Raw genomic sequence first — 23,322 nt, 5'->3', positions numbered from 1 at the left:
ACAATCGCGAAAGCAACCGCGCGTCCTTCCTATCCATGCCACTGACTGATGCTGCTGTCTCTCCGTCCAAGTTCCTGTCGCCGCGCCGCGTACTGAGCGGCATGCGGCCCACCGGCAAGCTGCACCTGGGCAACTACATGGGCGCGCTGAAGAACTGGGTGCGGCTGCAGAACGAGCGCACGCCGGACGAGGCGCGGCGCTACGAGTGCTACTTCTTCATCGCCGATTATCACGCGCTGACGACGGACTACGCCGACCCGCGGAACGTGGCGCAGAACACACTTGACGTGGCGCTGGACTGGCTGGGCGCGGGGCTCGATCCAGAGCAGTCCGTGCTGTTTGTGCAGAGCCATGTGCCGCAGCATGCTGAGCTGCATCTGCTGCTGAGCATGATGACGCCGCTGGGCTGGCTGGAGCGTGTGCCGACATACAAGGAGCAGCAGGAGAACCTGACCGGCAAGGACCTGAGCACGTATGGGTTTCTCGGCTATCCGCTGCTGCAGTCTGCGGACATCCTGGTCTACCAGGCGCATGATGTGCCGGTGGGTGCGGACCAGGTGGCGCATATCGAGCTGACGCGCGAGGTGGCGAGGCGCTTCAATCATGTGGCCGCGACGCAGGGGCGGGACAGCGAGCACACCGAGGCGAGCGCGAACATCCTGCCGGAGCCGCAGGCGCTGCTGACGCCGTCGCCGAAGCTGCCGGGTACGGATGGCCGCAAGATGTCGAAGAGCTACGGCAACACGATCCTGATGACTGACCCCGAGCCGGTGATCCGCGAGAAGCTGCGGCCGATGGTGACAGATCCGGCGCGCGTGCGACGCAAGGATCCGGGCGATCCGGACAAGTGCCCGGTAGGTGATCTGCACAAGGTCTTCTCGAGCGAGGAGACGCTGCTGAAGGTGTACGAGGGCTGCCGCACGGCCGGCATCGGTTGCCTGGAGTGCAAGGGCTGGGCGGCGGACTCGATTGCGCGAGAGCTGGTGCCGATCCAGGAGCGACGTGCGGAGTTCAGAGAGGCGCTGGTGCGGGACATTCTGGATGCGGGTGCGGCGAAGGCGCGGCTGCGGGCGGCCGCGACGATGGTCGAGGTGAATGCCGCGATGCACCTGCTGCCGTCAGGCGGCCTGTAGCCCCTGCACGCGGATCGTCCTGCGTGCGAGCTTCGAGCTCCCGGAGAGTGCGCCAGACTCCGCGTTTCGCGGTAGGCTTGCGGGATGCAGAGTGTTCCCGGGGATCCGCAGCTCGATACGGCACAGAAAGCGGCTGCCAAGCCAGCGCGCAAAAAAGATGCGGTAGAGAGCGTGTCGCCGTTTTCGGTTGTCGTCGGTGAGGTATACGACGGCCCGCTCGACCTGCTGCTGGACCTGATTCGCAAGCAGGACATCGATATCTACGACATTCCGATTGCGACGATCACGGCGCAGTTTCTGGGCTATGTGGAGCGGCTGAAGCAGACGGATGTAGATGCGGCCGGGGACTTCATTTACACGGCAGCGCTGCTGATCCACATCAAGAGCCGCATGCTGCTGCCCCGCTCGCCGGCTGAGCCGGAGGGTGAAAGCGAGGATCCGCGGCGCGAGCTGGTGGAGCGGCTGCTCGAGCATGAGCGGTTCAAGAATGCGGCACAGATGCTGCGACAGAAGCAGCAGATCGAAGAAGCGACGTGGTCGCGGCCGTCGCTGGCAGCGGAGTTTCGCGACGAAGAGACAGGTGAGCGCGAGATTGCTGCGGACACGATGGACCTGGTGCGCGTGTTCCGTGAAGTGCTGGAACGAGTGAAGCAGCGGCCGATCCTGAACATGGATGAGGAGACGGTGACGGTGGGGCAGATGATCGACTATCTGCGCCGGCGGCTCACCATGGAAGACCACCCCGTGCCGCTGAGCCAGATGCTGCGCAATGCGCGCTCCGAGCGAGCGGTGATCTGCATGTTTCTTGCACTGCTCGAACTGGTGCGGCTGCAGGCGATTCTGCTGCGACAGGAGCACAGCTTCAGCGACATCCTAGTGAAAAAACACAGCGCCTTCGAGCAGGTGATGAACGACACGCTGGCTGCGCGCGACGACTGGCACTAAGTTGTTGCTGGCCCACGCGAGCGTGTGAAGACGTTTGCGGTGGTCGCTTCCGTTCAGAACACGTGCTCTCCCGTGGCGACTTCTTCCCAACCAAAGCCGCTGCTTCCGAGATGCAACCTGCCCGCTGTGGATTTTCGCGGGCGCAAGTGGCGACCCGACCTTTTCTTGTGCCCGCCCGACCGCCTGGTGCACACTGCTGATTCTGGAACAACTGACACGGGCGCCGCAGGACGGGGTACTTGGCGACCATTCGAATCATTTTTGTCACCAAACTAGTTACGATACCGACGCGGCTCTCCGGCCAGGGAGCAGTAGCGCGCGGCAGGAGAGCAGCGACGATGAGCATTTCTACCAAGCGGGGCGATGGCGGACAGACGGGGCTAGCAGGCGGGATTCGTGTGTCGAAGGCGAATGTGCGGGTGGAGGCTTACGGTTCGGTCGATGAGCTGAACACGGTGCTCGGCTTTGCGCGCAGCATTTGTGAGGATGCGGAGATTGTGGGATGGGTGGAGACGCTGCAGCGGACGCTGTTCCGGCTTGGCTCCGCGCTGGCGACACCGCCCAACAGCAAGAAGGTGCCGCCGGTGATCTCTGCCGAGGACGTGGAGTTTGTCACATCACTGGTCCACAAGACGGAGGCAATCGAGGGCATCCTGGCGGACTGGTCACTGCCGGGGGCGCACACGCAGTCCGCGGCGTTCGAGATGGCGCGCACGGTGTGCCGGCGCGCCGAGCGGAATACGGTGCGGCTGGTCGAAGCGGGCGAAGTGGTGAAGGAAGAGATCCTGGCGTATTTGAACCGGCTGTCGGACCTGTTGTGGCTGCTGGCTCGGCGCATCGAGCACAGCGCAGGCGTGGACGCGCGGCTGCGCGATGAGTCGCATGGCGGGCCGCGGTGGTCGCGGGCCTGGTGACCGGGACCAGCAGAGTGCGAGGCGAGCGATGAGGACGCCGGCCATCATGGTGCTCGGCACCGGATCGCACGTGGGCAAGTCGCTGCTGACCGCAGCGCTGTGCCGCATCCTGGCGCGACACGGCGTGCGCGTGGCGCCATTCAAGTCGCAGAACATGTCGCTGAATTCGGCGGCAACGCCGGAGGGGCTGGAGATCGGGCGGGCGCAGGCGTTGCAGGCGGAGGCCGCGGGGATCGCAGCGTCCGTGCATATGAATCCGATCCTGATAAAACCCGCGGGCGACCGCACGTCGCAGGTGGTAGTGCGCGGGCGCATCTGGGAGAAGCTGTCAGCCGCGGACTACTACCAACGGCGCGTGACGGAGCTGCTGCCGCTGGTCGAAGAGAGTTACGCCGAGCTTGCAGCGACGCACGACGTGATTGTGCTGGAAGGTGCGGGATCGCCGGCCGAGATCAACCTGAAGCAGAACGACATTGTGAACATGCGGATGGCCGCCATGGCGGATGCGCGGTGCCTGCTGGTGGGCGACATCGATCGGGGTGGAGTATTTGCGTCGCTGCTGGGCACGCTCGAGTTGCTGGACCGTGACGAACGCGATCGCATCGGCGGGTTCGTGATCAACAAATTTCGTGGGGATGTGGAGTTGCTGCGGCCCGGGATCGTTGCCATCGAGCAACGCGTGGCCAAGCCATGTCTCGGGGTGGTTCCGTATCTGCCCGGGCTGGCGCTCGAAGAGGAGGACAGCCTGGGGCTGCCGCGCATCGAGACCGGGGATGGCTGGCCTGCGGCGACGGACGATCCGGAGCGGCGGCTGCGCATTGCGGTGGTGGCGCTGCCGTCGATTTCGAATTTCACCGATCTCGATTCGCTGCGCTCCGAACCGTCGGCGGAGGTGCGGCTGTGTCGCACAGCGAGTGCGTGCGCACATGCCGATGTGGTGTTGCTTCCGGGCAGTAAGCAGACGGTGGCGGACCTGGAGTGGATGCGTGAGCAGGGGCTGGCGGAAGCAGTGCGCGCGCATGCGGAACGTGGACTGGTGGTGGGCATCTGCGGAGGCATGCAGATGCTGGGGCAGACGATTGCCGATCCTGGTGGCGTGGAGCGTGCGGGCATGGCGGAGGGGCTGGGGCTGCTGCCGATCCGCACCGTGATGCAGGCGGAGAAGACGACGATGCTGACGACGGGCCGGCTGGCAGCGCGCTGTCTTTTCGGTCAGACGATGGAGCCGGTCGACGTGCGCGGGTACGAGATTCACGTGGGAGAGACGACGTATGTCGCGGCGGACGCGGCACTCGCGAGGTTGAGCACGGGCAAGCTGGACGGCGCTGTGGATGCGTCGACACGCGTGTGGGGCACGTACGTGCACGGCATCTTCGACGAAGATGTGTTCCGCCATGCTGTGGTGCAGGCTGCGCGTGCGTTTCATGGGCTCGCTCCGGCGCGAGAGAGGAGCGCGTGGAAGCAGATGCGCGAGGCATCGCTTGACCGGCTGGCGGACCACGTGGAGGCTGCGCTTGATCTGCGCACAATTCTTGCGTGGGTCGGACTCCCGTATGAGCCGGTACGTTCCGCGCTGGAGTACGTGTGAGGCGTCGCGTGCTGCTGGGGGCAGCTGCTCTCGACTGGTGGATGGGCGACCCGGAGTGGCTGCCACACCCAGTGCGCCTGATAGGAAGCACGATCACGACAGCCGAGCGCGTGCTGTACCGACCCACGGACACGCGGGCGCGGCAGTTTGTCGCAGGAGCAGTGACAACCACGGCTGTGGTGGGGCTGACGTTTGGGTCGACATGGCTGCTGCTGCGCTGCATGCATCGCGTGCATCCGGCGCTGGGCACAGCGGCGGAGGTCTGGCTGGGCGCGAGCTGCCTGGCGTCGCGCAATCTCTACGACGAAGCATCTGCGGTGCTCGATGCGCTGGAGGCAGGGGACCTGCCGCGGGCGCGGCAGCGGCTCGCGCGCATTGTGGGGCGAGACACGCACGAGTTGACTGAGCCGGAGATCAGCCGAGCAGTGATCGAGACAGTGGCCGAGAGCACGTGCGATGGCATCGTGGCGCCGCTGTTCTTCCTGACGCTTGGCGGCGTGCCGTTGGCGATGGCCTTCAAGGCGGTGAGCACGCTCGATTCGATGATTGGTCACACGACGGAGCGCTACCTGTGGTTCGGGAAGTGTGCGGCGCGACTGGACGATGCTGCGAACTTTCTGCCGGCACGAGTAGCGGCGCTGGGGATCGTTGTGGCCTCGGGCCTGTTGCGGGAAGCGAGCGCAGCGGCTGCGGCGCGAACGTGGATCGCGGATGGGAGCAGGCACCGTAGCCCGAATGCCGGGCAGCCGGAGGCGGCGATGGCGGGTGCGCTGCAGGTGCGGTTGGGCGGCACGAACACGTATGGCGGCGAGGTGGTGCAGACGCCGGAGCTGGGCGCTGATTTCGCTCGAGCTTCGCGAGTGGATGCGCGAGCGGCAACGCGCCTGATGGTGCTCACGTCAGCGATGACGACCATCGCCGCGTTGCTGCTGGTGCGCGGCCGCAGAGGACGCAGGCGATGAACGACCCGATTCCGCGGCATGGGGGCCAATCCTCGCAAATTGCACGGCGCTTCGGGGTGGCGGCGGAGACGCTGCTCGACTTCAGTGCGAACATCCATCCCGACGGGCCGCCGGCGGGAGTGGTTGCGGCGCTGGATCGCGCGGCTCGCGACCTGGGCTCGTATCCGGATATCGAATATCGCGCGCTGAAGGAAGCGGCGAGCGCGAGGCTGGATGTGCCGGCAGAGTGCGTCCTGGTCGGAAATGGGTTTGTGCCGCTGCTGCAGGCGGCGCTGAACACGCTGGGAGCACAGCGATGCGTGCTGCCGGTGCCGGCGTTCAGCGAGTATCGCGCGTGCGCAGAGCAGGCCGGCATGGAGGTGGTGCCTTGGCCGATGGAGCCGCATGGGTTCGCGTATGACCGCGAGATTTTGGCGCAGCTCATGCGCACGGCGGGAACGCGATGTGTGCTGCTGCTGGCGAATCCGCAGAATCCGTCCGGCGCGTTGGCTGGTGCGGAGACGCTGCTCGCGATCGTGGAAGACGCTGCGGCAGGGGGTGCGACTGTGCTGCTGGACGAAGCGTTCGTGGACTACGCGCCGGCGACTTCGCTGGTGCGGTATGCGCCTTCGTTGCCGAACCTGACTGTGTTTCGGTCGGTTACGAAATTCTTTGCCATGCCAGCGCTGCGGGTGGCCTACGCGGTGAGCTCCGCCGAACGTGCGCAGGAGATGGCGCGAGCTATTCCCATCTGGGCGGTGAGCACGCCGGCTGCGCTGGCTGCCGCTGCGGCGCTCGCCGATGAAAGCTATGCTGCTGACACGCGCAATAGCAACGAGCAGCGACGGACGCGGATGGAAGCGCAGCTTCGGGAGCTGGGCATCGTGACCTATGCGTCAGCGGCAAACTTCCTGCTGTTGCGGCTACCGGCGGCGGTGGATGCACAGAAGGTGTGGCGGGAGCTGATCGTTGCTGAGCATGTGCTGACGCGCTCGTGTGCAAATTTTGAGGGGCTGTCGCCCGGTCATCTACGCGTGGCGGTGCGGCGCGACGAGCAGAACGACCGGCTGGTGGCAGCGGTGGGGCGCGTGTTGCGCCAGCAGGGCCTTGGCCTATACTGAATCTGCTCACGGTGCCTGTGTTCGCTGAAAGCAGGCTGAAAAGGGAATCCGGTGTGAATCCGGAACTGCCCCGCAGCGGTAAGCAGGAACGAACGCTCCTCCGAAGCACTGGTTCCTCCGCGGAACTGGGAAGCTGGAGCAAGTAGGTCGCCTGCAAGTCCGAAGACCTGCCGCGAGTCTGTCCTGTGTGGACAGAGATCGGACACTCCGCGGGGAGGGTCGGGCGATTGCATCCATTGCCGAGCGAGCAGAGTTGTCCTTCTGCTGCGGCCTTGTGATCCGGAATCTCTCACCATCCTTTTGCGGTTTCGAGCTTGCGAGAGGGATGCGGGATGAGAGTTGGAGAGAGCTTCTGCCCCGGCATCCTGCATGCCGTACCAGCAAAAGATGGCCTGCTGATGCGCATTCGCGTGCCCGGCGGCCTGATCGAGGCAAACCAACTTGCGGCTGTGGCGAGCGCGGCGGAGAGCTATGCCGACGGCGAGCTCGAGATCACGGTTCGCGCCAATCTCCAGCTCCGCGCGCTGCGCAACGAGAATCTGCCAGCGGTGGTGGAGAGACTGGCCGCTGCTGGTCTGCTGCCCGACGCGGCACATGATCGCGTGCGCAATATCACGACCAGTCCACTGGCTGGCCTGGATGCGAACGAGCTGTGCGATACGCGTCCGCTGATCCGTGCGCTCGATGCGGCACTGCTTGCCGACTCTGCATTGGCAACGCTGCCGCCGAAGTTTGCCATGGCACTCGATGGCGGCGGTCGGTGGTTCAGCGGCGAAACCGATGACATTGCGCTGCGCGCGTTCGCTGACGGTGTCACGATCGGGTGGGAGCTCGCGATCGGTGGAGTGGCGACCGGGCTTGCTGTGCGGACCGAATCCGCAGTCACGGTGCTGCTCGCGATAGCACGCGCGTGCCTGGCAGCGCGTGACGGGTACGGGATCGCGGCGCGTGGGCGCGCGCTGGCAGCGCATCCGGCGGCATGGGCGCATGCGCTGCGAACAGTCGAGCCATGGTGCTTCCCTGCCCCGCTGACGAATCGCAGCCGTGCAACGGCGGAGGCTCCGCTGGGCTTCGTGCGGGCGAACAACGCAGACGCAGTGATGGTGATTCCGTCTGTGCCGCTGGGCAGGCTGCGTGCAGACCAGGCTGCGGCAATTGCGGAACTCGCAACCGCGCATGTGCTCGATCTGCGGCTGGCTGGGTGGCGAGGCATCGTGCTGGGCGGCGTACGCACGTGCGATGTAGACGAGGTCTGCCGCGTGCTGCGGTCAGTGGGGCTTTCGCTGGACGCACGCGACGGCTATGCGGGAATTGCGGCATGCGCGGGCATGGAGGGTTGCGATGCAGCCCTGGCGGATGTGCGGCGCGATGCGGCTGCACTGGCACAGGCACTGCAGGGGCGTGAGCCGGTTACAGGATGGCGCGTGAGCCTGGCTGGATGTGAGAAGCAGTGCGCGATGCGAACGCCCGCGACAGTGGCGCTGGTGGCGCGTGACGGGAGCTACTCCATGCACGTCGATGGCGCGATGGTGAACGCAAGCTGCTCGTCCGCAGAGGCGATCGAGGCGATCACACGCCTGCACGCCGAGCGCGTGCTGGACCTGCAGTTCGCAGAGGTGCACGGGTGAGCCAGGTCTACGAACGGAGCGGCGCCGCAATCTACCGCGAGTCGTTTTCCATCATTCGCGCGGAGGCGAACCTCACTGCCTTTCCGCCGCCGCTCGAACGAGTGGTGGTGCGCATGATTCATGCGTGCGGGATGGTGGACCTGGCGCAGTCGGTCGCAGCGACGGCCAGCTTCGCGCAGGCAGGGATCCAGGCGCTGCAGCAAGGCGCGCCGATCTTATGTGACGCAGAGATGGTGGCGAATGGCGTGACGCGCTCACGCCTGCCAGCGAACAACGAAGTGATCTGCACGCTGCACGACCTGCGCACGCGCGAGTTGGCCGCCCAGCACGAGACGACACGGAGTGCTGCGGCGCTGGAACTGTGGGGGGATCGGCTGGCGGGCGCTGTCGTGGTGATCGGCAATGCGCCGACTGCTCTGTTTCACCTGCTGGACATGCTGGACGCGGGCGCACCGCGACCAGCGGTGGTCATCGGTGTGCCGGTGGGTTTCGTTGGCGCGGCGGAGTCGAAGGCAGCGCTGCATACGCGCGGCGAGGCGCTGCCGCATGTGACCGTGCTGGGCCGGCGCGGCGGCAGCGCGATCGCGGCGGCAGCGGTGAATGCGCTGGCGAGTGAAGACGAATGAGCGATGCGCGCAGGGGCCGGCTGTCGGCGTCGGGCTGGGGCCGGGCGATCCGGAGCTGATCACGCTGAAGGCACTGCGCGTAATCCGGCAGGCGCAGGTGATCGCGTATCCGACGGCGAAGCACGGGCAGAGCGTGGCGCGCGCCATTCTTGATGGCGAGTTGGGACGCGGGCAGATCGAGCTTGCGATGGTGTACCCGGTGACGACGGAAAAAAGCGAGCACCCGGGCGGATACGAGGCCGACATGTGCGCGTTCTATGACGCGACGGCAGCGCAGATTGCGGCGCACCTCGAAGCGGGACGCGATGTGGCCGTGCTGTGCGAGGGCGATCCGTTTTTCTACGGCTCGTACATGTACCTGCACGACCGGCTGGCGACGCGCTTCGAGGCAGAGGTGATTCCTGGAGTGCCGTCCGTGATGGCGGCATCCGCACGCCTGGGAGCGCCGCTGGTGAGGCGCGACACAGAGTTGACCATCCTGCCGGGCACGCTGAGCGAAGAGCAGCTGACCGCACGACTGCGGAGTGCGGAGGCAGTGGCGATCATGAAGCTGGGTCGCAATTTTGCGAAGGTGAAGCGCGCGCTCGAACGAGCGGGCGTGGCCGAGCGCGCGCTCTACATCGAGCGGGCTACGATGCAGGCAGAGCGCGTGCTGCGGCTGGACGAAGTGGAGGCGGAGCGCGCTCCGTACTTTTCGCTGATTCTTGTTCCGGATGTAGGGCTGACGCCACATGCAAGCAACGACACGGGTCCGGCATCGCTGGCGGTGGTGGGCCTGGGGCCGGGAGCGATGGACTGGATGACGCCGGAGGCGCAGATGTGCCTTGAGGACGCAACGGACCTCGTCGGCTATCACACATATCTCGCGCGTGTGCCGGTGCGCGCCGGGCAGCAGCGGCACGGTTCGGACAACAAGGTGGAGCTGGATCGCGCGCGCCATGCGCTGGCGCTGGCTGAGTCGGGTCGGCGTGTGTGCGTGGTGTCGTCGGGCGATCCGGGGATCTTCGCGATGGGTTCGGCGCTGCTCGAAGCAGTGGAGCATGGGCCGGCGTCCTGGCGTGCTCTCGACATTCGCATGGTGCCGGGGCTCTCCGCCATGCAGGCGGCCGCTTCGCGCGTGGGCGCGCCGCTCGGTCACGATTTCTGCGTGGTGTCGCTGTCTGACCGGCTGAAGCCATGGGACGTGATCGCGAAGCGACTGCACGCAGTAGGCGCGGGTGATTTCGCGTTGGCGATCTATAACCCGGTGTCCTCCGAACGCACATGGCAACTGGACGAGGCACGATCGATCCTGGCGGAGTATCGCGCCGCAGAGACGCCCGTCGTGCTGGCGCGCGCGGTGGGCCGACCGGATGAGTGCGTGCACGTCGCCGACCTTGGCTCGTTCGACGCAGAGATGGTCGACATGCAGACCGTGCTGCTGGTGGGCTCGTCGACAACACGCGCGATCGAGATGGCGAATGGACGCACCGTGCTCTACACGCCGCGGAGCTACGGAGGCGCGTCATGACGGATACGCCACAGTTGCGGGCACCTGTCGAGCGCTGGCTGACCATCGTGGGCGTCGGTGAGGACGGCTGGATTGGACTGAGCGCCGAGGCGAAGGAGGCCGTCGCGTCGGCCGAGGTGGTGTATGGCGGGGCGCGTCATCTGGCGCTGCTGCCGGGAGGAACCGGAGTACGGCAGTGCTGGCCATCGCCGATGGCTTCCGCGGTTGCGCGCATCCTGACCGAAGATCGCGGGTGTCGGCGCGTAGCGGTGCTGGCGAGCGGCGACCCGATGCTCTACGGCGTAGGCGTGACGTTGACACTCGAGCTGCCCGCGGCGGAGTTTCACGTGATCCCCCAGATCTCGGCGATGTCGCTGGCGTGCGCGCGGCTGGGCTGGGCGGCGGCGGAGACGACGCTGCTTTCGTTGGTGCATCGCCCCATCGAACAGGTGCGCCGCGTGCTGTGGCCGGGTGAGCGGCTGATCGTCTACTCCGAGGATGGCAGCACGCCAGCGGCTGTGGCGCGACTGCTGACGGCGTGCGGCTTCGGCACGAGCACGATGACCGTTCTGGAGCACCTTGGTGGGACGGCAGAGCGACGCATCGCGCGTGCAGCAGGGGAATGGTGTGAGGAGCGCTGTGCAGATCTGAATGTGATCGCCGTGCATTGCGCTGCAGACGCGGAAGCGCGCGTGCTCTCGCCTGTGACGGGCCTGCCGGATAGCGCGTACGCGAATGACGGCCAGCTGACCAAACGCGAGGTGCGCGCCGTGACGCTTGCGCGGTTGGCGCCTTTGCCACGACAGATGTTGTGGGATGTGGGCGCGGGCTCTGGGTCGATCGGGATCGAGTGGATGCGCGCACACCCGACCTGCAGAGCAATCGCGTTCGAAGCGCAGCCAGAGCGTGCGGAGCGCATTCGCGCGAATGCGCGTTGCCTGGGCGTGCCGGGACTGCAGGTCGTCGAAGGGCGGGCTCCGGGCGTGCTGGCGGGAGTGCCAATGCCGGATGCGGTCTTCGTGGGTGGAGGGCTCAGCGAAGAAGGGGTCTTCGCATCGTGCTGGGGGAGCCTGCGTGGTGGTGGCAGATTCGTCGCCACTGCTGTGACACTTGCGAGCGAGGCGAAGTTGCTTGCGCTGCACGAGGAGCACGGAGGCGAGCTGGTACGCATCGGGATCGAGCGGGCAGAGTCGATCGGCAAGACCGTGGGATGGCGGCCGCTGATGCCGGTGACGCAGTGGAGCGTGGTGAAGCCATGAGCACGCGCATCGCGATCGGGTTTGGCGCGTCCTCGCGTGCGACACGCCAGGACCTCCTCGCGCTCATTGAGCAGACGTTCGCAGAGCGCACGAGAGAGACGCTGCTGGCGACGATTGACCGGCGTGCAGCATTGGCTCATTCGGTCGCGCAGGTGCTGGGGCTGCAGCTCGTGCTGCTGCCTTCGAATCGGCTGGCGAAAGTCGATGGCGTGGAGAGCATGTCCGAGATCGCGGAGGATGCGGTCGGAACGGCAAGCGTGGCGGAGGCGGCGGCGTTGGCCGCTCTGGGCGAGCATGCTCGCCTGCTGATCCCGCGCCGCACCGGCCGGTTGTGCACGTGCGCTGTGGCGGTGCTGTCGTGACTGTGCACTTCATCGGCGCCGGACCGGGCGCGGCCGACCTGCTGACACTACGCGGGCGCGATCTGATTCATCGCTCGCCGGTGTGCGTGTATGCAGGGTCGCTGGTGCCGCCCGGAGTGCTGGCGCATGCACCGGCGGGCGCTCGGCTGATCGATTCGGCAGAGATGACGCTGGACGCAATCATCGCGTTGCTGGCGGAGTGTCATCGTGACGGTCTCGACGTGGCGCGTGTGCATTCGGGAGACCTGTCGATCTGGAGCACGATGGCAGAGCAAACGCGGCGGCTGCGCGAACTCGGGATTCCGTTCGATGTGACACCGGGCGTGCCCTCATTCGCTGCGGCAGCAGCGGCCATCGCGCAGGAGCTGACGCTGCCCTGCGTGGCGCAGACTGTGATCCTGACGCGTACCGCCACTCGCTCAACGGCGATGCCGCAGGGAGAAGACCTTGCGACCCTGGGACGGTCGCAGGCGACGATGGCGATTCATCTCTCCATCGGCAACCTCGCAGAGGTCGTTGCGGAGCTTGCTCCGATCTACGGAACTGATTGTCCCGCGATTGTGGTGCATCGCGCGAGCTGGCCTGAGGAACAGATCGTACGCGCGACTCTGGCGACGATCGAAGCACGGGTGCGCGAGATGGACATCCGGGCGAACGCATTGATCCTTGTCGGACGAGGGCTGGGCAACGACGGCTTTGGGGAGAGCTATCTCTATTCTGCAAGCCCGGACAGGGAGGCGACGCGATCGCATGATTAATACACGTCTCCGTAACGGGCACCTTTGCTTTGTCGAGGCAGAGCGTGCTACTGCACGCGTGCTCATCCTGGGAGGCACAGCGGACACGCTGGAGCTCGCGCAGCGGCTGGGGAAGCGGTCGGATGTTGTGATGATCTCGTCCCTGGCGGGCCGGGTGAGCCAGCCGCGGCTGCCGGCAGGAGAGGTGCGAGTGGGCGGGTTCGGCGGTGTTGCCGGCCTGATCGCGTACCTGGAGACCGAGGCGATCGCTGCGGTGGTGGACGCGACACATCCCTATGCAGCGCAGATCAGCCGCAATGCCGAGCTTGCGTGCGAAGCGCTCGGCTTGCCAATGCTGGCACTGGCCCGACCGGCGTGGACGAAGACAGCGGACGACCTCTGGCACGAAGTAGCGGATGTGGGTGCGGCGGCGGCCTTCGTTCATGCGTGCTCAGGCAAGGTGCTGCTGTCGATCGGTCGGCAGGGGGTGGCTGCGTTCGCAGACTGCTCGCAGGCGGCGTTTGTCATTCGCTCGATCGAATCGCCGGCGCCGCCGCTGCCAGCGCAGCACACGCTGCTGCTCGACCGCGGCCCGTTTGCAATCGACGACGAGCTGCGGCTGCTCGAACAACACGGAATCGAGTTGGTGGTGTCGAAGAACAGCGGCGGAGAGGCGACCTACGCGAAGATCGCAGCGGCGCGGCAACTGCGCCTGCCCGTGGTGATGATCGATCGCCCGCGGAAGCACACTGCCGCAGCGCTGCACTCCGTCGATGAGGTCAGCGCGGCGCTCGATCGCGTGCTCGCCGAACGCTTGCGCCGGGCAGTGGTGACGCAGTGAGGACGATTGCCGTGATCGGGATTGGCGCTGGTCATCCAGAGCACCTGACGCTGCAGGCGATCGAAGCGATGCGTGCCGCGAGCGTGTTCTTTGTGCACGATAAGGGCGACGAGAGACAGGACATGGCGGAGGCGCGGCGCGAGCTGTGTGCGCGCTACGCGGGCAGGGACCATCGCATCGTCGCTATGCAGGACCCGGTGCGCGATCCGGAGATCGCAACGTATGCAGCACGTGTGGAGCAGTGGCACGAGCAGCGTGCCGCGCTCTACGAGCAAGCGATAGAGACGGAACTGGCCGAGGACGGGCAGGGTGCGTTTCTGGTGTGGGGCGATCCGATGCTTTACGACAGCACGCTGCGCATTCTGGAGCGGGTGCGGACGCGTGGACGGGTTGCGTTTGCGTGTGAGGTGATCCCCGGCATTACCAGCCTGCAGGCGTTGATGGCGGCGCACCAGATTCCTCTGAACGGCATCGGCGAGTCGGTGCTGATCACGACGGGACGGCGGCTCAACGCGGGCCAGCTGGCGTGCGCTGAAACTGTCGCCGTGATGCTTGACGGGAAGTGCGCGTTTCAGGGGCTTATCGACGAGTCTCTGAACATCTACTGGGGCGCGTATGTGGGCATGCCGCAGGAGTTGCTGATCGCGGGGCCGCTGGCCTCGGTTGCGGTCGAGATCGCAGCAGCGCGTGCACAGGCGCGCGCACGGCACGGATGGATTATGGACTGTTACATATTGCGGCGGAGCCCGGATGCCCTCCGTGCCAGCAGAGAGGAGGGGCCCCGTGGAGAGCGTTGAAGTGAAGCGGCGGGCACTGCGCGTCGGCATCTGCGGATCGGCAAGTGTGGGGAAGACGACGCTGGCGCACGCTCTGGCGCGGGAACTTGGAGTGCCGTGTATCGAAGAGGAGATGCGCGCCTATCTGGAGCAGTCGCAGCAGAGGCCTGAGGATTTGCCGGCGTCCGAGTTCGAGGACATTCTGCTGGAGTTGTGGACAGCGCGAGCGGCGAAGGAGTCAGTGCTCGAGGGCTTCGTCGCAGATCAGTGCGCGCTGGATTTCGCTGCGTACGCGCTCTACTACGGCTGCCTCAGTCCGCGCAGCGAGGATGCTTTGCTGAGCGACGCGGCTCGCCTGCTGGCGCGCTACGACGCTGTGTTCCTGCTGCCCTGGGGCGTGCTGCCGTATGAGCAGGACGGCGTTCGCGCACGGGATCCGTACCTGCAGCTTCGCTACCAGGTCCTGCTCGAAGGACTGCTGACGCGCGCACTTGACCCAGCCAAACTTCACCGCTTACCTCCAACGCTGCGACGCCTGGACGATCGCGTGCACTGGACGAAGGCGGTGCTTGATCCGCTGCAGATGTCCATGCGTGACGTGACGCCCGGGACGGTGTACCTGGTCGGCGCGGGGCCTGGCGATCCAAAGCTGCTGACGCTACGTGCGGCAGAGCTGATCGCGCAGGCCGATGTGGTGGCGTATGACCTGCTGATCTCACCCGAGCTGATGGCGCAAGTGCCAGCGACAGCGGAGCTGATCCCGGTAGGCAGGCGCGATGGCATGGGAGCGACGAGCTACCGGTTACATCCGGCGGTGCTGGAGCAGGCGCGCGCCGGCAGGACCGTGGTGCGGCTAAAGTCCGGCGACCCGCTGCTGTTCGGACGCGGCGGTGAAGAAGCCGAGGATCTGCGCAATGCGGGCATCCCCTACGAGATCGTGCCGGGCGTAACGGCGGCGTTGGGAGCTGCGTCGTACGCGGGTATTCCGCTGACGCACCGCGGCGAAGCGGCGGAGGTGCTGCTGGGCGCGGGGCACGAGCCGGAAAAGAGCGGGCGACGTGAAGAAGATCTGGAGCAGCGAACGACGGTGCTCTACATGGCGGCACGACGGCTGGCAGCCAACCTGAAGCGGCTTCTAGATGAGGGCTACGCAGCAGACACGCCGGCGGCACTCGTGGTGAGCGCGACGACGCCACGCCAGCAGGTAATCCGGGGCACGATTGCAACGCTTGCGGAGAATGTTCCCGCGCTGGATGCGGAGGCGCCTGCGATTTTGCTGGTGGGCCGAGTCGTGGGGCACAGCGGGGTGCTGTCCTGGTTCCCGAGGGAAGCCACTTCCGAGAAAACACGTGCGCGACAGGATGACGTAACTGAAGCGGGCGAGCCCATCGTTACGGATACTGCGCGATGACCAACATCTTGACCATGCCTCGCCTGGTGATCGGCGGCGTCTCGAGCGGCAGCGGCAAGACAACCGCGATGGTCGCGCTATGCCGTGCGCTGACACAGCGTGGACTCCGTGTCGCCGCGTTCAAAGCAGGGCCGGATTACCTCGATCCGACGTATCACGCGCGGGCTACGCGGACGCGCAGCCACAACCTGGATGCATGGATGATGGGCCGCGACTCCTTGTTGCGCACCTTTGCCGCGGGCGCGGAGGGAGCGGACATTGCGCTGATCGAAGGCGTGATGGGCCTGTTCGATGGCGTAGGGCCGCTGTCGGATGAGGGATCGACTGCACAGGTAGCGAAGTGGCTGGACGCGCCGGTGCTGCTGGTGGTCGATGCGGGCGGCATGGCGCGCACACTCGCGGCCGTGGTACATGGCTGCCGGACGTTCGACCCGGCACTGCGTGTCGCGGGCGTGCTGTGCAATCGTGTCGGCTCTCGCGGACACCTTGACTTGCTGCGAGCAGCCGTGACGGATCTACCCGTGCTGGGCGGCCTGCCGCGGGAACCAGAGCTCGCCTTCCCGGAGCGGCACCTTGGCCTGCGAACTGCAGACGAGAGCACTGTGACAGAGCAGCAGATGGACCGCTGGGCAGCGCGCATCGAGGAATGGGCGCAGGTGGACCAGGTGCTCGCGCTGGCGCGAGAGGCTCCTCCGGTTCACGTACCTGCTATGGCTACGATATCCGACGCGCCCCGAAGCTGCCGGATCGGCTACGCGCTCGACGAGGCGTTTCACTTTTACTACGAGGATAATCTGCAGCGGCTGCGCGCATGCGGTGCAGAGTTGATTCCCTTCTCTCCGGTGCATGATGCGGTGCTTCCTGAGGTGGATGGCCTCTACCTGGGCGGTGGCTACCCGGAGGTCCACGCCGAGGCTCTGGCGGCGAATGCGACGATGCTGGCGAGCATCCGGCAATTTGCGGATGAGGGTGGCCCGGTGTACGGCGAGTGTGGGGGGCTGATGTATCTCTGCTCCAGCATTCGCGTGAATGCCGGCGCGGCCTTCCCGATGGTAGGACTGATCGGTGGCGAGGCAGTGATGCGCGATCGGCTGCAGGCGCTCGGGTACGTCGAGGTGACGACGACAGCCGACACCATTCTGGGTCCGGCGGGGCTGCTGTATCGCGGTCACCAGTTTCGCTACTCGGAGCTGTGCGGCCTGGAAGCAACCACGGAGCGCGCGTTTGAGATCCGCCGCCGTCGCCCGGGCGCGACGGAGCACGAGGGCTACTGCTACGGACGGAACGTGGTTGGTTCGTACGTGCATGGACACTGGGCGTCGAATCCGACGATCTCCGGCAGTTTCGTTACTGCATGCGTTGCTTATAGAAGACAGCGCGAGGTGATGGCTATGAGCGTGGTCCAGCAAGAGATGGGCATGGAGGAGAGGCACTGATGTCGAACACACATCGCCAGCGGGTGATCCGGGCCGACGGCCGCGCCTTCAACATCGTGCAGCATCGCGCCCACCTCAGCTACTGCGCCACGGGCTGCTGCTGCGGCATCACGGAGCGCGGCTATGCGGCAGTGCCGAACGATGTCTACAAAGAAGAGTGGCTGAAGCGGAAGATCCGCGCGGACGTGCATCTGACGCGGGCGGGGTGCCTGGGGCCGTGCTCACTCGCCAATGTGGCAAGCCTGGTTTTCGATGGCAAGAGCGTGTGGTTCCACTCGGTGAACAGCGCGTGGCAGGTGCAGCAGATTTATGACTACATCGACGCGATGCTCAAGGCAGATCGCTTTCTCGAGCCGCCCGCCGAGTTGAGTGAGTTCGTCTTCAACTACTACGACTGGGATGTACGTGAGCCGAGCGCCGTGGACGTGGAGACGCAGAACAAGCCTGCACCGCCGCAGGGTTCCATCCTGCTGCTGTCGCATGCAGACACGGATGTGCTGACGCTGCGCAGGGCGAGCGAACTATTGCCAGAGGGATTGGAGGCACAGGCCTTCTCTCTGAATGCGCTGCGCACTGCGGAGCAGATGGATGTGCTGCTTGCCGGCGAGATGAGCGAGGCACGCGTGATCGTGGTGCGCTGCCATGGGCCGCTGAGTTGCATTCCGGGGTTCGACAGGCTGAAGGCAAAGTGCGCGGAGCGCGGGCAGTCGCTGGTGCTGGTGAGTGGGTGTGGTGAGAACACCTCCGAATTTTCAGAGAGCCTGTACGCACCGGCCGATGTGACACAGGCGACGGCACATTCCCTGGCCCTGGGCGGCGTGAACAACATGGCGGAGCTGCTGCGAATGCTCTCCGACCGCCTGATGATGACAGGGTATGGCTACGCGGCCGCACAGCCGATGGCGGAGCATGGCATCTACCTGCGCGATGTCGAAGCAGCAACGCTCGAAGACTGGGAGCGCCAGGCCGATAGCACGCGGGCCACGGCGGCCGTGCTGTTCTATCGCGCGCATGCGATGAGCGGCAATACGGCATTCATTGATGCGCTGAGCGATGCGCTCGACGCGCAGGGGCTGAACGCGCTCTGCATCTACACGTCGAGCCTGAAGGCCATGGAGAATGGCCGTCCGGCTGCGTTCGCGTGGATCGAAGGAAGAGCCGAGGTGCTGATCTCGACGCTTTCCTTTGCGCTGGGCGAGGTGAACACTGGCACGGTGACGCTGGCCGGACAGAGCGTGGGCTGCTTTGAGCGGGTCGGCATCCCGGTGTTGCAGGCGATGGCGAGCGGGATGCCGCGAGGAGCCTGGGAGGGATCGCGGCGTGGACTGAACGCGCTCGAGACCGCGGTGAATGTGGCGATCCCGGAGTTCGATGGCCGCATCATCACGGTGCCGATCTCGTTCAAAGAGCGAAGCGGCGCGGGCGAGGAGTCGCTTTACGTAGCGCATCCGGAGCGTGCGCAACGCGTGGCGGGTATCGCTGCGCGCATGGCGCGACTACGGCGGATGCCAAACAGCGAGCGGCGCATTGCGTTCGTGCTGACCAACTCCGCGGCGAAGGCTTCGCAGATCGGCGGTGCGGTGGGGCTCGACTCGGCAGCCAGCCTGCTGACCACGCTCGAAGCAATGCGTGGACGGCGGTACAGCATCGCACCTTTGCCGGAGACGTCGGACGGGCTGATGCAGGCGCTGATCGAGCGTGGGACGTATGACGATCGCTACCCCCTGGATCCTGCGCGTGCGATGCGGTTTTCGCGAGCGACATATCGTGGCATCTTCGCGGGCTTTCCTGCGCGAGCAAACCGGCGCATGCAGGACTTCTGGGGCCAGCCCCAGGACCGCGGCACCAGCATTCTGCCAGCAAAGAAGACAGACAAGAAGCTGCTGCCGACGATCGGGGGCAAGGTGGTCTCGATCGAGCAGGAAGAGCCGTGGGGCGATGAGCACGACTATTTGTTTGCGGCGTTGCCGCTGGGCAATGCGCTGATCGCGCTGCAACCGCCGCGCGGTTACGGGCTCGATCCGGATGCGATTTATCACACGCCCGACCTGCCGCCCACGCATCACTACGCTGCGTTCTACCGCTGGCTGGCAACGCCGCAATCGGACGGTGGCTGGGGCGCAGACGCAATCGTGCACATGGGCAAGCATGGAACGCTGGAGTGGCTACCGGGCAAGAGTATCGGTTTGTCCGGTGAGTGCTATCCGGATCTGCTGCTGGGCGATGTGCCGCTGGTGTATCCGTTCATCGTGAACGATCCGGGCGAGGGCAGCCAGTCGAAGCGTCGCGGGCATGCGGTAGTTGTCGATCACCTGACGCCGCCGATGACGTCAGCCGAGACGTATGGCGCGCTCGCTGAACTGAACCAGCTCGTCAATGAGTACTACGCGGTGGAGACACTCGATCCGACCAAGGTCATCGCGGTGCAGCAGCAGATCTGGAAGCTGGTCGAAGAGACGAACCTGAAAGCCGATCTGGATCTGAAGACGATGCTGACGCGCGAGCGCGGCGATCACACGCACGAGTGGGACGATGCGCTGACGCCCGAGGGTGTACCCGCAACGCTTGCATCGATGAATGGCAACGAGGTCGCACACCTGATCGAGGATCTCGACGGCTACCTGTGCGAGCTCGGGATGGCGCAGATTCGCGATGGTCTGCATGTGCTGGGCCAGGTGCCGCCACTGCCGCAGATGCTCTCTGCGTTGACGCGGCTTGCGAATCTGAGTGTGCCCGGACTGCCCGCGAGCCTGGCCAAGGCGTTCGGGTTCGAGCATGGCAGGCTGCGCGAGCAGCCGGGGGCGCGGCTCGATGCTGTGCGCGAGCTGCTGGGGCGGGTATGCCATTCGCATGCCGATGTGCTGGAAGCGCTGGAGCGCGCGAGTCTCGACCTGTTCACGATGCTGGAGACACTGGGGTTCCGGGCTGATGCAATCCCGGAGGTGCAGAGGGCGGTGCTTGGCCTCGAGTCGGACAACATCGCACAGGTGCTGCACTTCGCATGCGTGGAGTTGGTGCCGAAGCTCGAGCAGTCGACCGATGAGGTGACGCACCTGCTCGACGCGCTAGAAGGCAAGTACATTCCGGCGGGGCCGGCAGGCGCGCCGACGCGCGGCATGGCACACATCCTGCCGACCGGGCGCAACTTCTATGCAGTCGATCCGCGTGCATTGCCATCGCCAGCGGCGTGGCGCGTGGGAAAACAGTTGGCCGAGGCGGCCGTGGAGCGCTTCCGCAACGAAGAGGGCCACTATCCGGAGATGATGGGGCTGAGCGTGTGGGGCACGTCGCAGATGCGCACGCACGGCGACGACATCGCGGAGGCGTTTGCACTGCTGGGTGTGGAGCCAGTATGGAATGCGCAGTCGCGGCGCATCGATGGCATCACCGTGACACCGCTCGAGCAGCTGGGACGACCGCGCGTCGATGTGACGCTGCGTATCAGCGGCTTCTTCCGCGATGCATTTCCGCACCTCATCGACCTGTTCGATCAGGCCGTGGCGCGTGTGATGGAGCTGGACGAGCCGGTGGCGCAGAACTCTCCGCGCAAGCACTACCTTGCCGAACTGGAGCGTAAGCAGTATCTGGCGCCGCACGAGGCCGAGGCGCAGGCGCGCTATCGCATCTTCGGAGCCAAACCGGGGTCGTATGGCGCTGGCATCCTGCCCTTGATGGAAACAGGTAACTGGGCGAGTGACGATGATCTGAGCCGCGCATTCGTAGCGTGGGGCGGCTATGCGTATGGCCAGGGCACGGATGGGGTGGAGGCGCAGGCCGTGTTTGCGGAACGGCTCGAATCGATCCAGGTTGCCGTGCAGAACCAGGACAACCGCGAGCATGACATCTTCGACTCAGAGGACTACTTCCAGTTTCATGGCGGCATGATCGCCTCGATCCGCGCGCTCACGGGGCGGCAGCCGAAGGCGTATGTGGGCGACAGCTCGCAGCCGGAGTCGGCGCAGGTGCGCGATCTACGCGAGGAGGCTCTGCGCGTGTACCGGTCGCGCGTGATCAACCCGAAATGGATTGAGAGCATTACGAGGCACGGCTACAAGGGTGGGCTTGAACTAGCCGCGACTGTCGATTACATCTTCGGCTTCGATGCGACGGCACAGATCGTGCCCGACTTTATTTACGAGGGGCTTGCAGAGCAGTATGCCCTGTCGAAGGAGATGCAGGAGTTTCTGCGCGCGTCGAATCCGTGGGCTCTGCAGGCGATGGCGGAACGGCTGCTCGAAGCAGCGAAACGCGAGTTGTGGGAGCAGCCGGCGCCGGAGACGATCGATGCACTGCGACGCATCGCAGCAGAGACGGAGACGCTGCTCGAGATGCGTGGCGAACAGACACGCGAGGTGTCGCAATGAGGCCGGCTGCGTATCCCTTCGCCGCCATAGTCGGCCAGCAGGAGATGAAGCTGGCGCTGCTGCTGGCTGCGGTCGACTGGCACCTAGGCGTGCTGCTGCGCGGCGACAAGGGCTCTGGCAAGACCACTACCGCGCGTGCGCTGGCTGCGCTGCTCCCCGCACCAGCTCGCTTTGTGAATCTGCCGATCGGTGCGACGGAGGATCGGCTGCTGGGTGGGCTGCACCTGGAACGCACGATGCAAGGTGACCCGGCGCTGCAGCCTGGCCTCCTGGCCGAGGCGCATGGTGGTGTGCTGTACGTGGACGAAGTGAACCTGCTGCCGGCGCATCTAGGCGATGCGCTGCTCGATGCGGCTGCGAGCGGTGTGCATACGGTGGAGCGCGAAGGACTAAGCGCGTCGCATGCGGCGGAGTTCGTCCTGTTGGGCAGCATGAATCCGGAGGAGGGATCGCTGCGGCCGCAGCTGCTGGACCGCTTCGCGCTCTCGGTGGAGATCGCAGCGCCGCTCGATCCAGCGGAACGGCAGCTCGTGCTGGAGCGGCGCCTGGCCTTCGATCGGGATCCTCAGCGATGTGCAGAGACATGGTCCGAGGAAGAGCAAGCGCTGCGGTTACAGATTATGACTGCGCGAGCGGCGCTGACCAGCGTGGCATGCCCGCCGGAGGTGCTGGAGCAGATCAGCCGCAGCATCTGCGAGGCGGGCGTGCGCTCGCTGCGCGCCGACCTGGCGGCGACCCGCGCGTCGCTCGCCTATGCAGCGTTGTGTGGTGAGCCCGCAGTCACGCCGGCGCATGTGGACGCAGTGCTCCCTCTGGTGCTGGCGCATCGCATGCAGCGGCGGCAGCGGCAGACACCTCCGCCGCCCACCCCGCAGCAGCAGCCGACGCCGGGTGAGTCGAAGAACGGATCACAGGAGCAGGGCGAGCGGGTGTTTGCGCCGCTTGCGGTCGAGGCTCCGGCGGTGCGCGGCAGCTTCACAGACCAGCGCGCGCCGGGTGGTAGCGCCTCAGCCAGCGAGGGTGAGCGTGGCGTGGTTGTCGGCAGCCGAGCAGCAGAGTCGCCGCGCGAGCTCGATCTGCGCGCGAGTCTGCAGCACGCGTTGCGAGAGACCGGCGACGTGAAGCTGAGGAGACTGGATCTGCATGAACGCATGCGCGCACCGAAGACCGGCACGCGCTATCTGTTCGTGGTGGACGCAAGCGGCTCGCAGGCCGCGCAGCAGCGAATGCGTCGGGTGAAGGGCGCGGCGGCTGCGCTGCTCGAGCGCTCGCTCACCAGGGATGACGAGGTGATGGTGATCGCGTTTCGCGGGACGGCGGCGCAGGTGGTGCTTGAACCGACCCGGGCTCTCGATGAAGCGCTCGCGGCATTTGAATATCTGCCGACGGGCGGCCGCACGCCACTGGCTCATGCGCTCGAGTTAGCGGCTGGATACGTCACGCCGACGACGCTCCTGCTGCTGTTCACGGATGGTGGTGCGAATGTGCCGCTCGACGTGGGAGATGCGTGGGAAGATGCGCTGGCCGCGGCGGCACGGCTGCGCTGCGCTGCCGTGGTGATCGAAGCCGGCGTCCGCGAGGAGCAGGCCGGCTCTACCCGGCAACTTGCGGAGCGGATGAACGCGCGCTGCCTGAGTCTGAGCGAGTTTGTGACGGGCGAGGATCTGCGGCTGGAGGCGCTGCCCCGGCTGGACTGACCGCGCCGGAGCAGAACTCCACCGATCACCCGCGAACGCAATGAGAACGCCGGT

18 protein-coding genes and 1 riboswitch are annotated in these 23,322 nt (G+C 65.9%); all 18 genes read left to right on the top strand.

Translation table 11 applies throughout. The features are described 5' to 3' along the window. Nucleotides 1-35 precede the first annotated feature (35 nt). Nucleotides 36-1,133, top strand: a complete 1,098-nt coding sequence (gene trpS / locus AC5IJH_RS01690; protein WP_491901054.1) for a tryptophan--tRNA ligase — start codon at nt 36-38, stop codon at nt 1,131-1,133. Between the two features lie 84 nt (nt 1,134-1,217). Then, nucleotides 1,218-2,078: a segregation and condensation protein A gene (locus AC5IJH_RS01685; RefSeq protein WP_491901053.1), complete on the top strand. Its 861-nt coding sequence runs from the start codon at nt 1,218-1,220 to the stop codon at nt 2,076-2,078. A 338-nt stretch (nt 2,079-2,416) separates the two neighbouring features. Beyond that, on the top strand, nt 2,417-2,992 hold the full coding sequence (locus tag AC5IJH_RS01680; protein WP_491901052.1) for a cob(I)yrinic acid a,c-diamide adenosyltransferase: 576 nt from the start codon (nt 2,417-2,419) through the stop codon (nt 2,990-2,992). A 28-nt stretch (nt 2,993-3,020) separates the two neighbouring features. Beyond that, entirely contained in the window at nt 3,021-4,580 is a 1,560-nt protein-coding gene (locus AC5IJH_RS01675; protein ID WP_491901051.1) for a cobyric acid synthase, read from the top strand. Next, nucleotides 4,577-5,542: an adenosylcobinamide-phosphate synthase CbiB gene (gene cbiB, locus AC5IJH_RS01670; RefSeq protein WP_491901050.1), complete on the top strand. Its 966-nt coding sequence runs from the start codon at nt 4,577-4,579 to the stop codon at nt 5,540-5,542. The genes AC5IJH_RS01675 and cbiB overlap by 4 nt, the downstream gene beginning before the upstream one ends. After that, a complete protein-coding gene (locus tag AC5IJH_RS01665) occupies nt 5,539-6,642 on the top strand; it encodes a pyridoxal phosphate-dependent aminotransferase (protein WP_491901049.1) in 1,104 nt (367 codons plus the stop codon). Before cbiB ends, AC5IJH_RS01665 begins: the two co-directional genes overlap by 4 nt. Then, nucleotides 6,635-6,831: riboswitch (cobalamin riboswitch) on the top strand. (Overlaps the previous gene by 8 nt.) A 143-nt stretch (nt 6,832-6,974) precedes the next feature. Then, entirely contained in the window at nt 6,975-8,270 is a 1,296-nt protein-coding gene (cobG, locus tag AC5IJH_RS01660) for a precorrin-3B synthase (RefSeq protein WP_491901048.1), read from the top strand. Next, nucleotides 8,267-8,896 (top strand): precorrin-8X methylmutase, encoded by a 630-nt coding sequence (locus AC5IJH_RS01655; RefSeq protein WP_491901047.1) that lies wholly within the window; start codon nt 8,267-8,269, stop codon nt 8,894-8,896. Before cobG ends, AC5IJH_RS01655 begins: the two co-directional genes overlap by 4 nt. Continuing rightward, nucleotides 8,883-10,406 (top strand): precorrin-2 C(20)-methyltransferase, encoded by a 1,524-nt coding sequence (locus tag AC5IJH_RS01650; RefSeq protein WP_491901046.1) that lies wholly within the window; start codon nt 8,883-8,885, stop codon nt 10,404-10,406. The genes AC5IJH_RS01655 and AC5IJH_RS01650 overlap by 14 nt, the downstream gene beginning before the upstream one ends. After that, nucleotides 10,403-11,644 carry a precorrin-6y C5,15-methyltransferase (decarboxylating) subunit CbiE gene (cbiE, locus tag AC5IJH_RS01645; protein WP_491901045.1) on the top strand — a complete coding sequence of 414 codons (1,242 nt, stop codon included), beginning with the start codon at nt 10,403-10,405 and terminating at the stop codon, nt 11,642-11,644. Before AC5IJH_RS01650 ends, cbiE begins: the two co-directional genes overlap by 4 nt. Next, nucleotides 11,641-12,006: a cobalamin biosynthesis protein gene (locus AC5IJH_RS01640; protein WP_491901044.1), complete on the top strand. Its 366-nt coding sequence runs from the start codon at nt 11,641-11,643 to the stop codon at nt 12,004-12,006. Before cbiE ends, AC5IJH_RS01640 begins: the two co-directional genes overlap by 4 nt. Beyond that, nucleotides 12,003-12,764 (top strand): precorrin-4 C(11)-methyltransferase, encoded by a 762-nt coding sequence (cobM, locus tag AC5IJH_RS01635; protein ID WP_491901043.1) that lies wholly within the window; start codon nt 12,003-12,005, stop codon nt 12,762-12,764. Before AC5IJH_RS01640 ends, cobM begins: the two co-directional genes overlap by 4 nt. Continuing rightward, a complete protein-coding gene (locus AC5IJH_RS01630; RefSeq protein ID WP_491901042.1) occupies nt 12,757-13,584 on the top strand; it encodes a cobalt-precorrin-6A reductase in 828 nt (275 codons plus the stop codon). Before cobM ends, AC5IJH_RS01630 begins: the two co-directional genes overlap by 8 nt. Then, nucleotides 13,581-14,381: a precorrin-6A synthase (deacetylating) gene (cobF, locus tag AC5IJH_RS01625; RefSeq protein WP_491901041.1), complete on the top strand. Its 801-nt coding sequence runs from the start codon at nt 13,581-13,583 to the stop codon at nt 14,379-14,381. Before AC5IJH_RS01630 ends, cobF begins: the two co-directional genes overlap by 4 nt. Beyond that, complete coding sequence (gene cobA / locus AC5IJH_RS01620; protein ID WP_491901040.1) at nt 14,368-15,771, top strand: uroporphyrinogen-III C-methyltransferase; 1,404 nt, start codon at nt 14,368-14,370, stop codon at nt 15,769-15,771. The genes cobF and cobA overlap by 14 nt, the downstream gene beginning before the upstream one ends. Next, nucleotides 15,768-17,207: a cobyrinic acid a,c-diamide synthase CobB gene (locus AC5IJH_RS01615; protein WP_491901039.1), complete on the top strand. Its 1,440-nt coding sequence runs from the start codon at nt 15,768-15,770 to the stop codon at nt 17,205-17,207. The genes cobA and AC5IJH_RS01615 overlap by 4 nt, the downstream gene beginning before the upstream one ends. After that, the gene (locus AC5IJH_RS01610; RefSeq protein ID WP_491901038.1) at nt 17,207-21,571 is read left to right on the top strand and encodes a cobaltochelatase subunit CobN; all 4,365 of its coding nucleotides are present in this window, start codon (nt 17,207-17,209) and stop codon (nt 21,569-21,571) included. Before AC5IJH_RS01615 ends, AC5IJH_RS01610 begins: the two co-directional genes overlap by 1 nt. Continuing rightward, nucleotides 21,568-23,268 (top strand): ATP-binding protein, encoded by a 1,701-nt coding sequence (locus AC5IJH_RS01605; RefSeq protein ID WP_491901037.1) that lies wholly within the window; start codon nt 21,568-21,570, stop codon nt 23,266-23,268. Before AC5IJH_RS01610 ends, AC5IJH_RS01605 begins: the two co-directional genes overlap by 4 nt. The last annotated feature ends 54 nt before the right edge of the window (nt 23,269-23,322 follow it).

Source organism: Candidatus Dedyshia acidiphila (genome assembly GCF_051025295.1).
Taxonomy (GTDB): Bacteria; Acidobacteriota; Terriglobia; order Terriglobales; family Acidobacteriaceae; genus KBS-83.
This window is presented reverse-complemented; position numbering and strand designations above follow the sequence as displayed.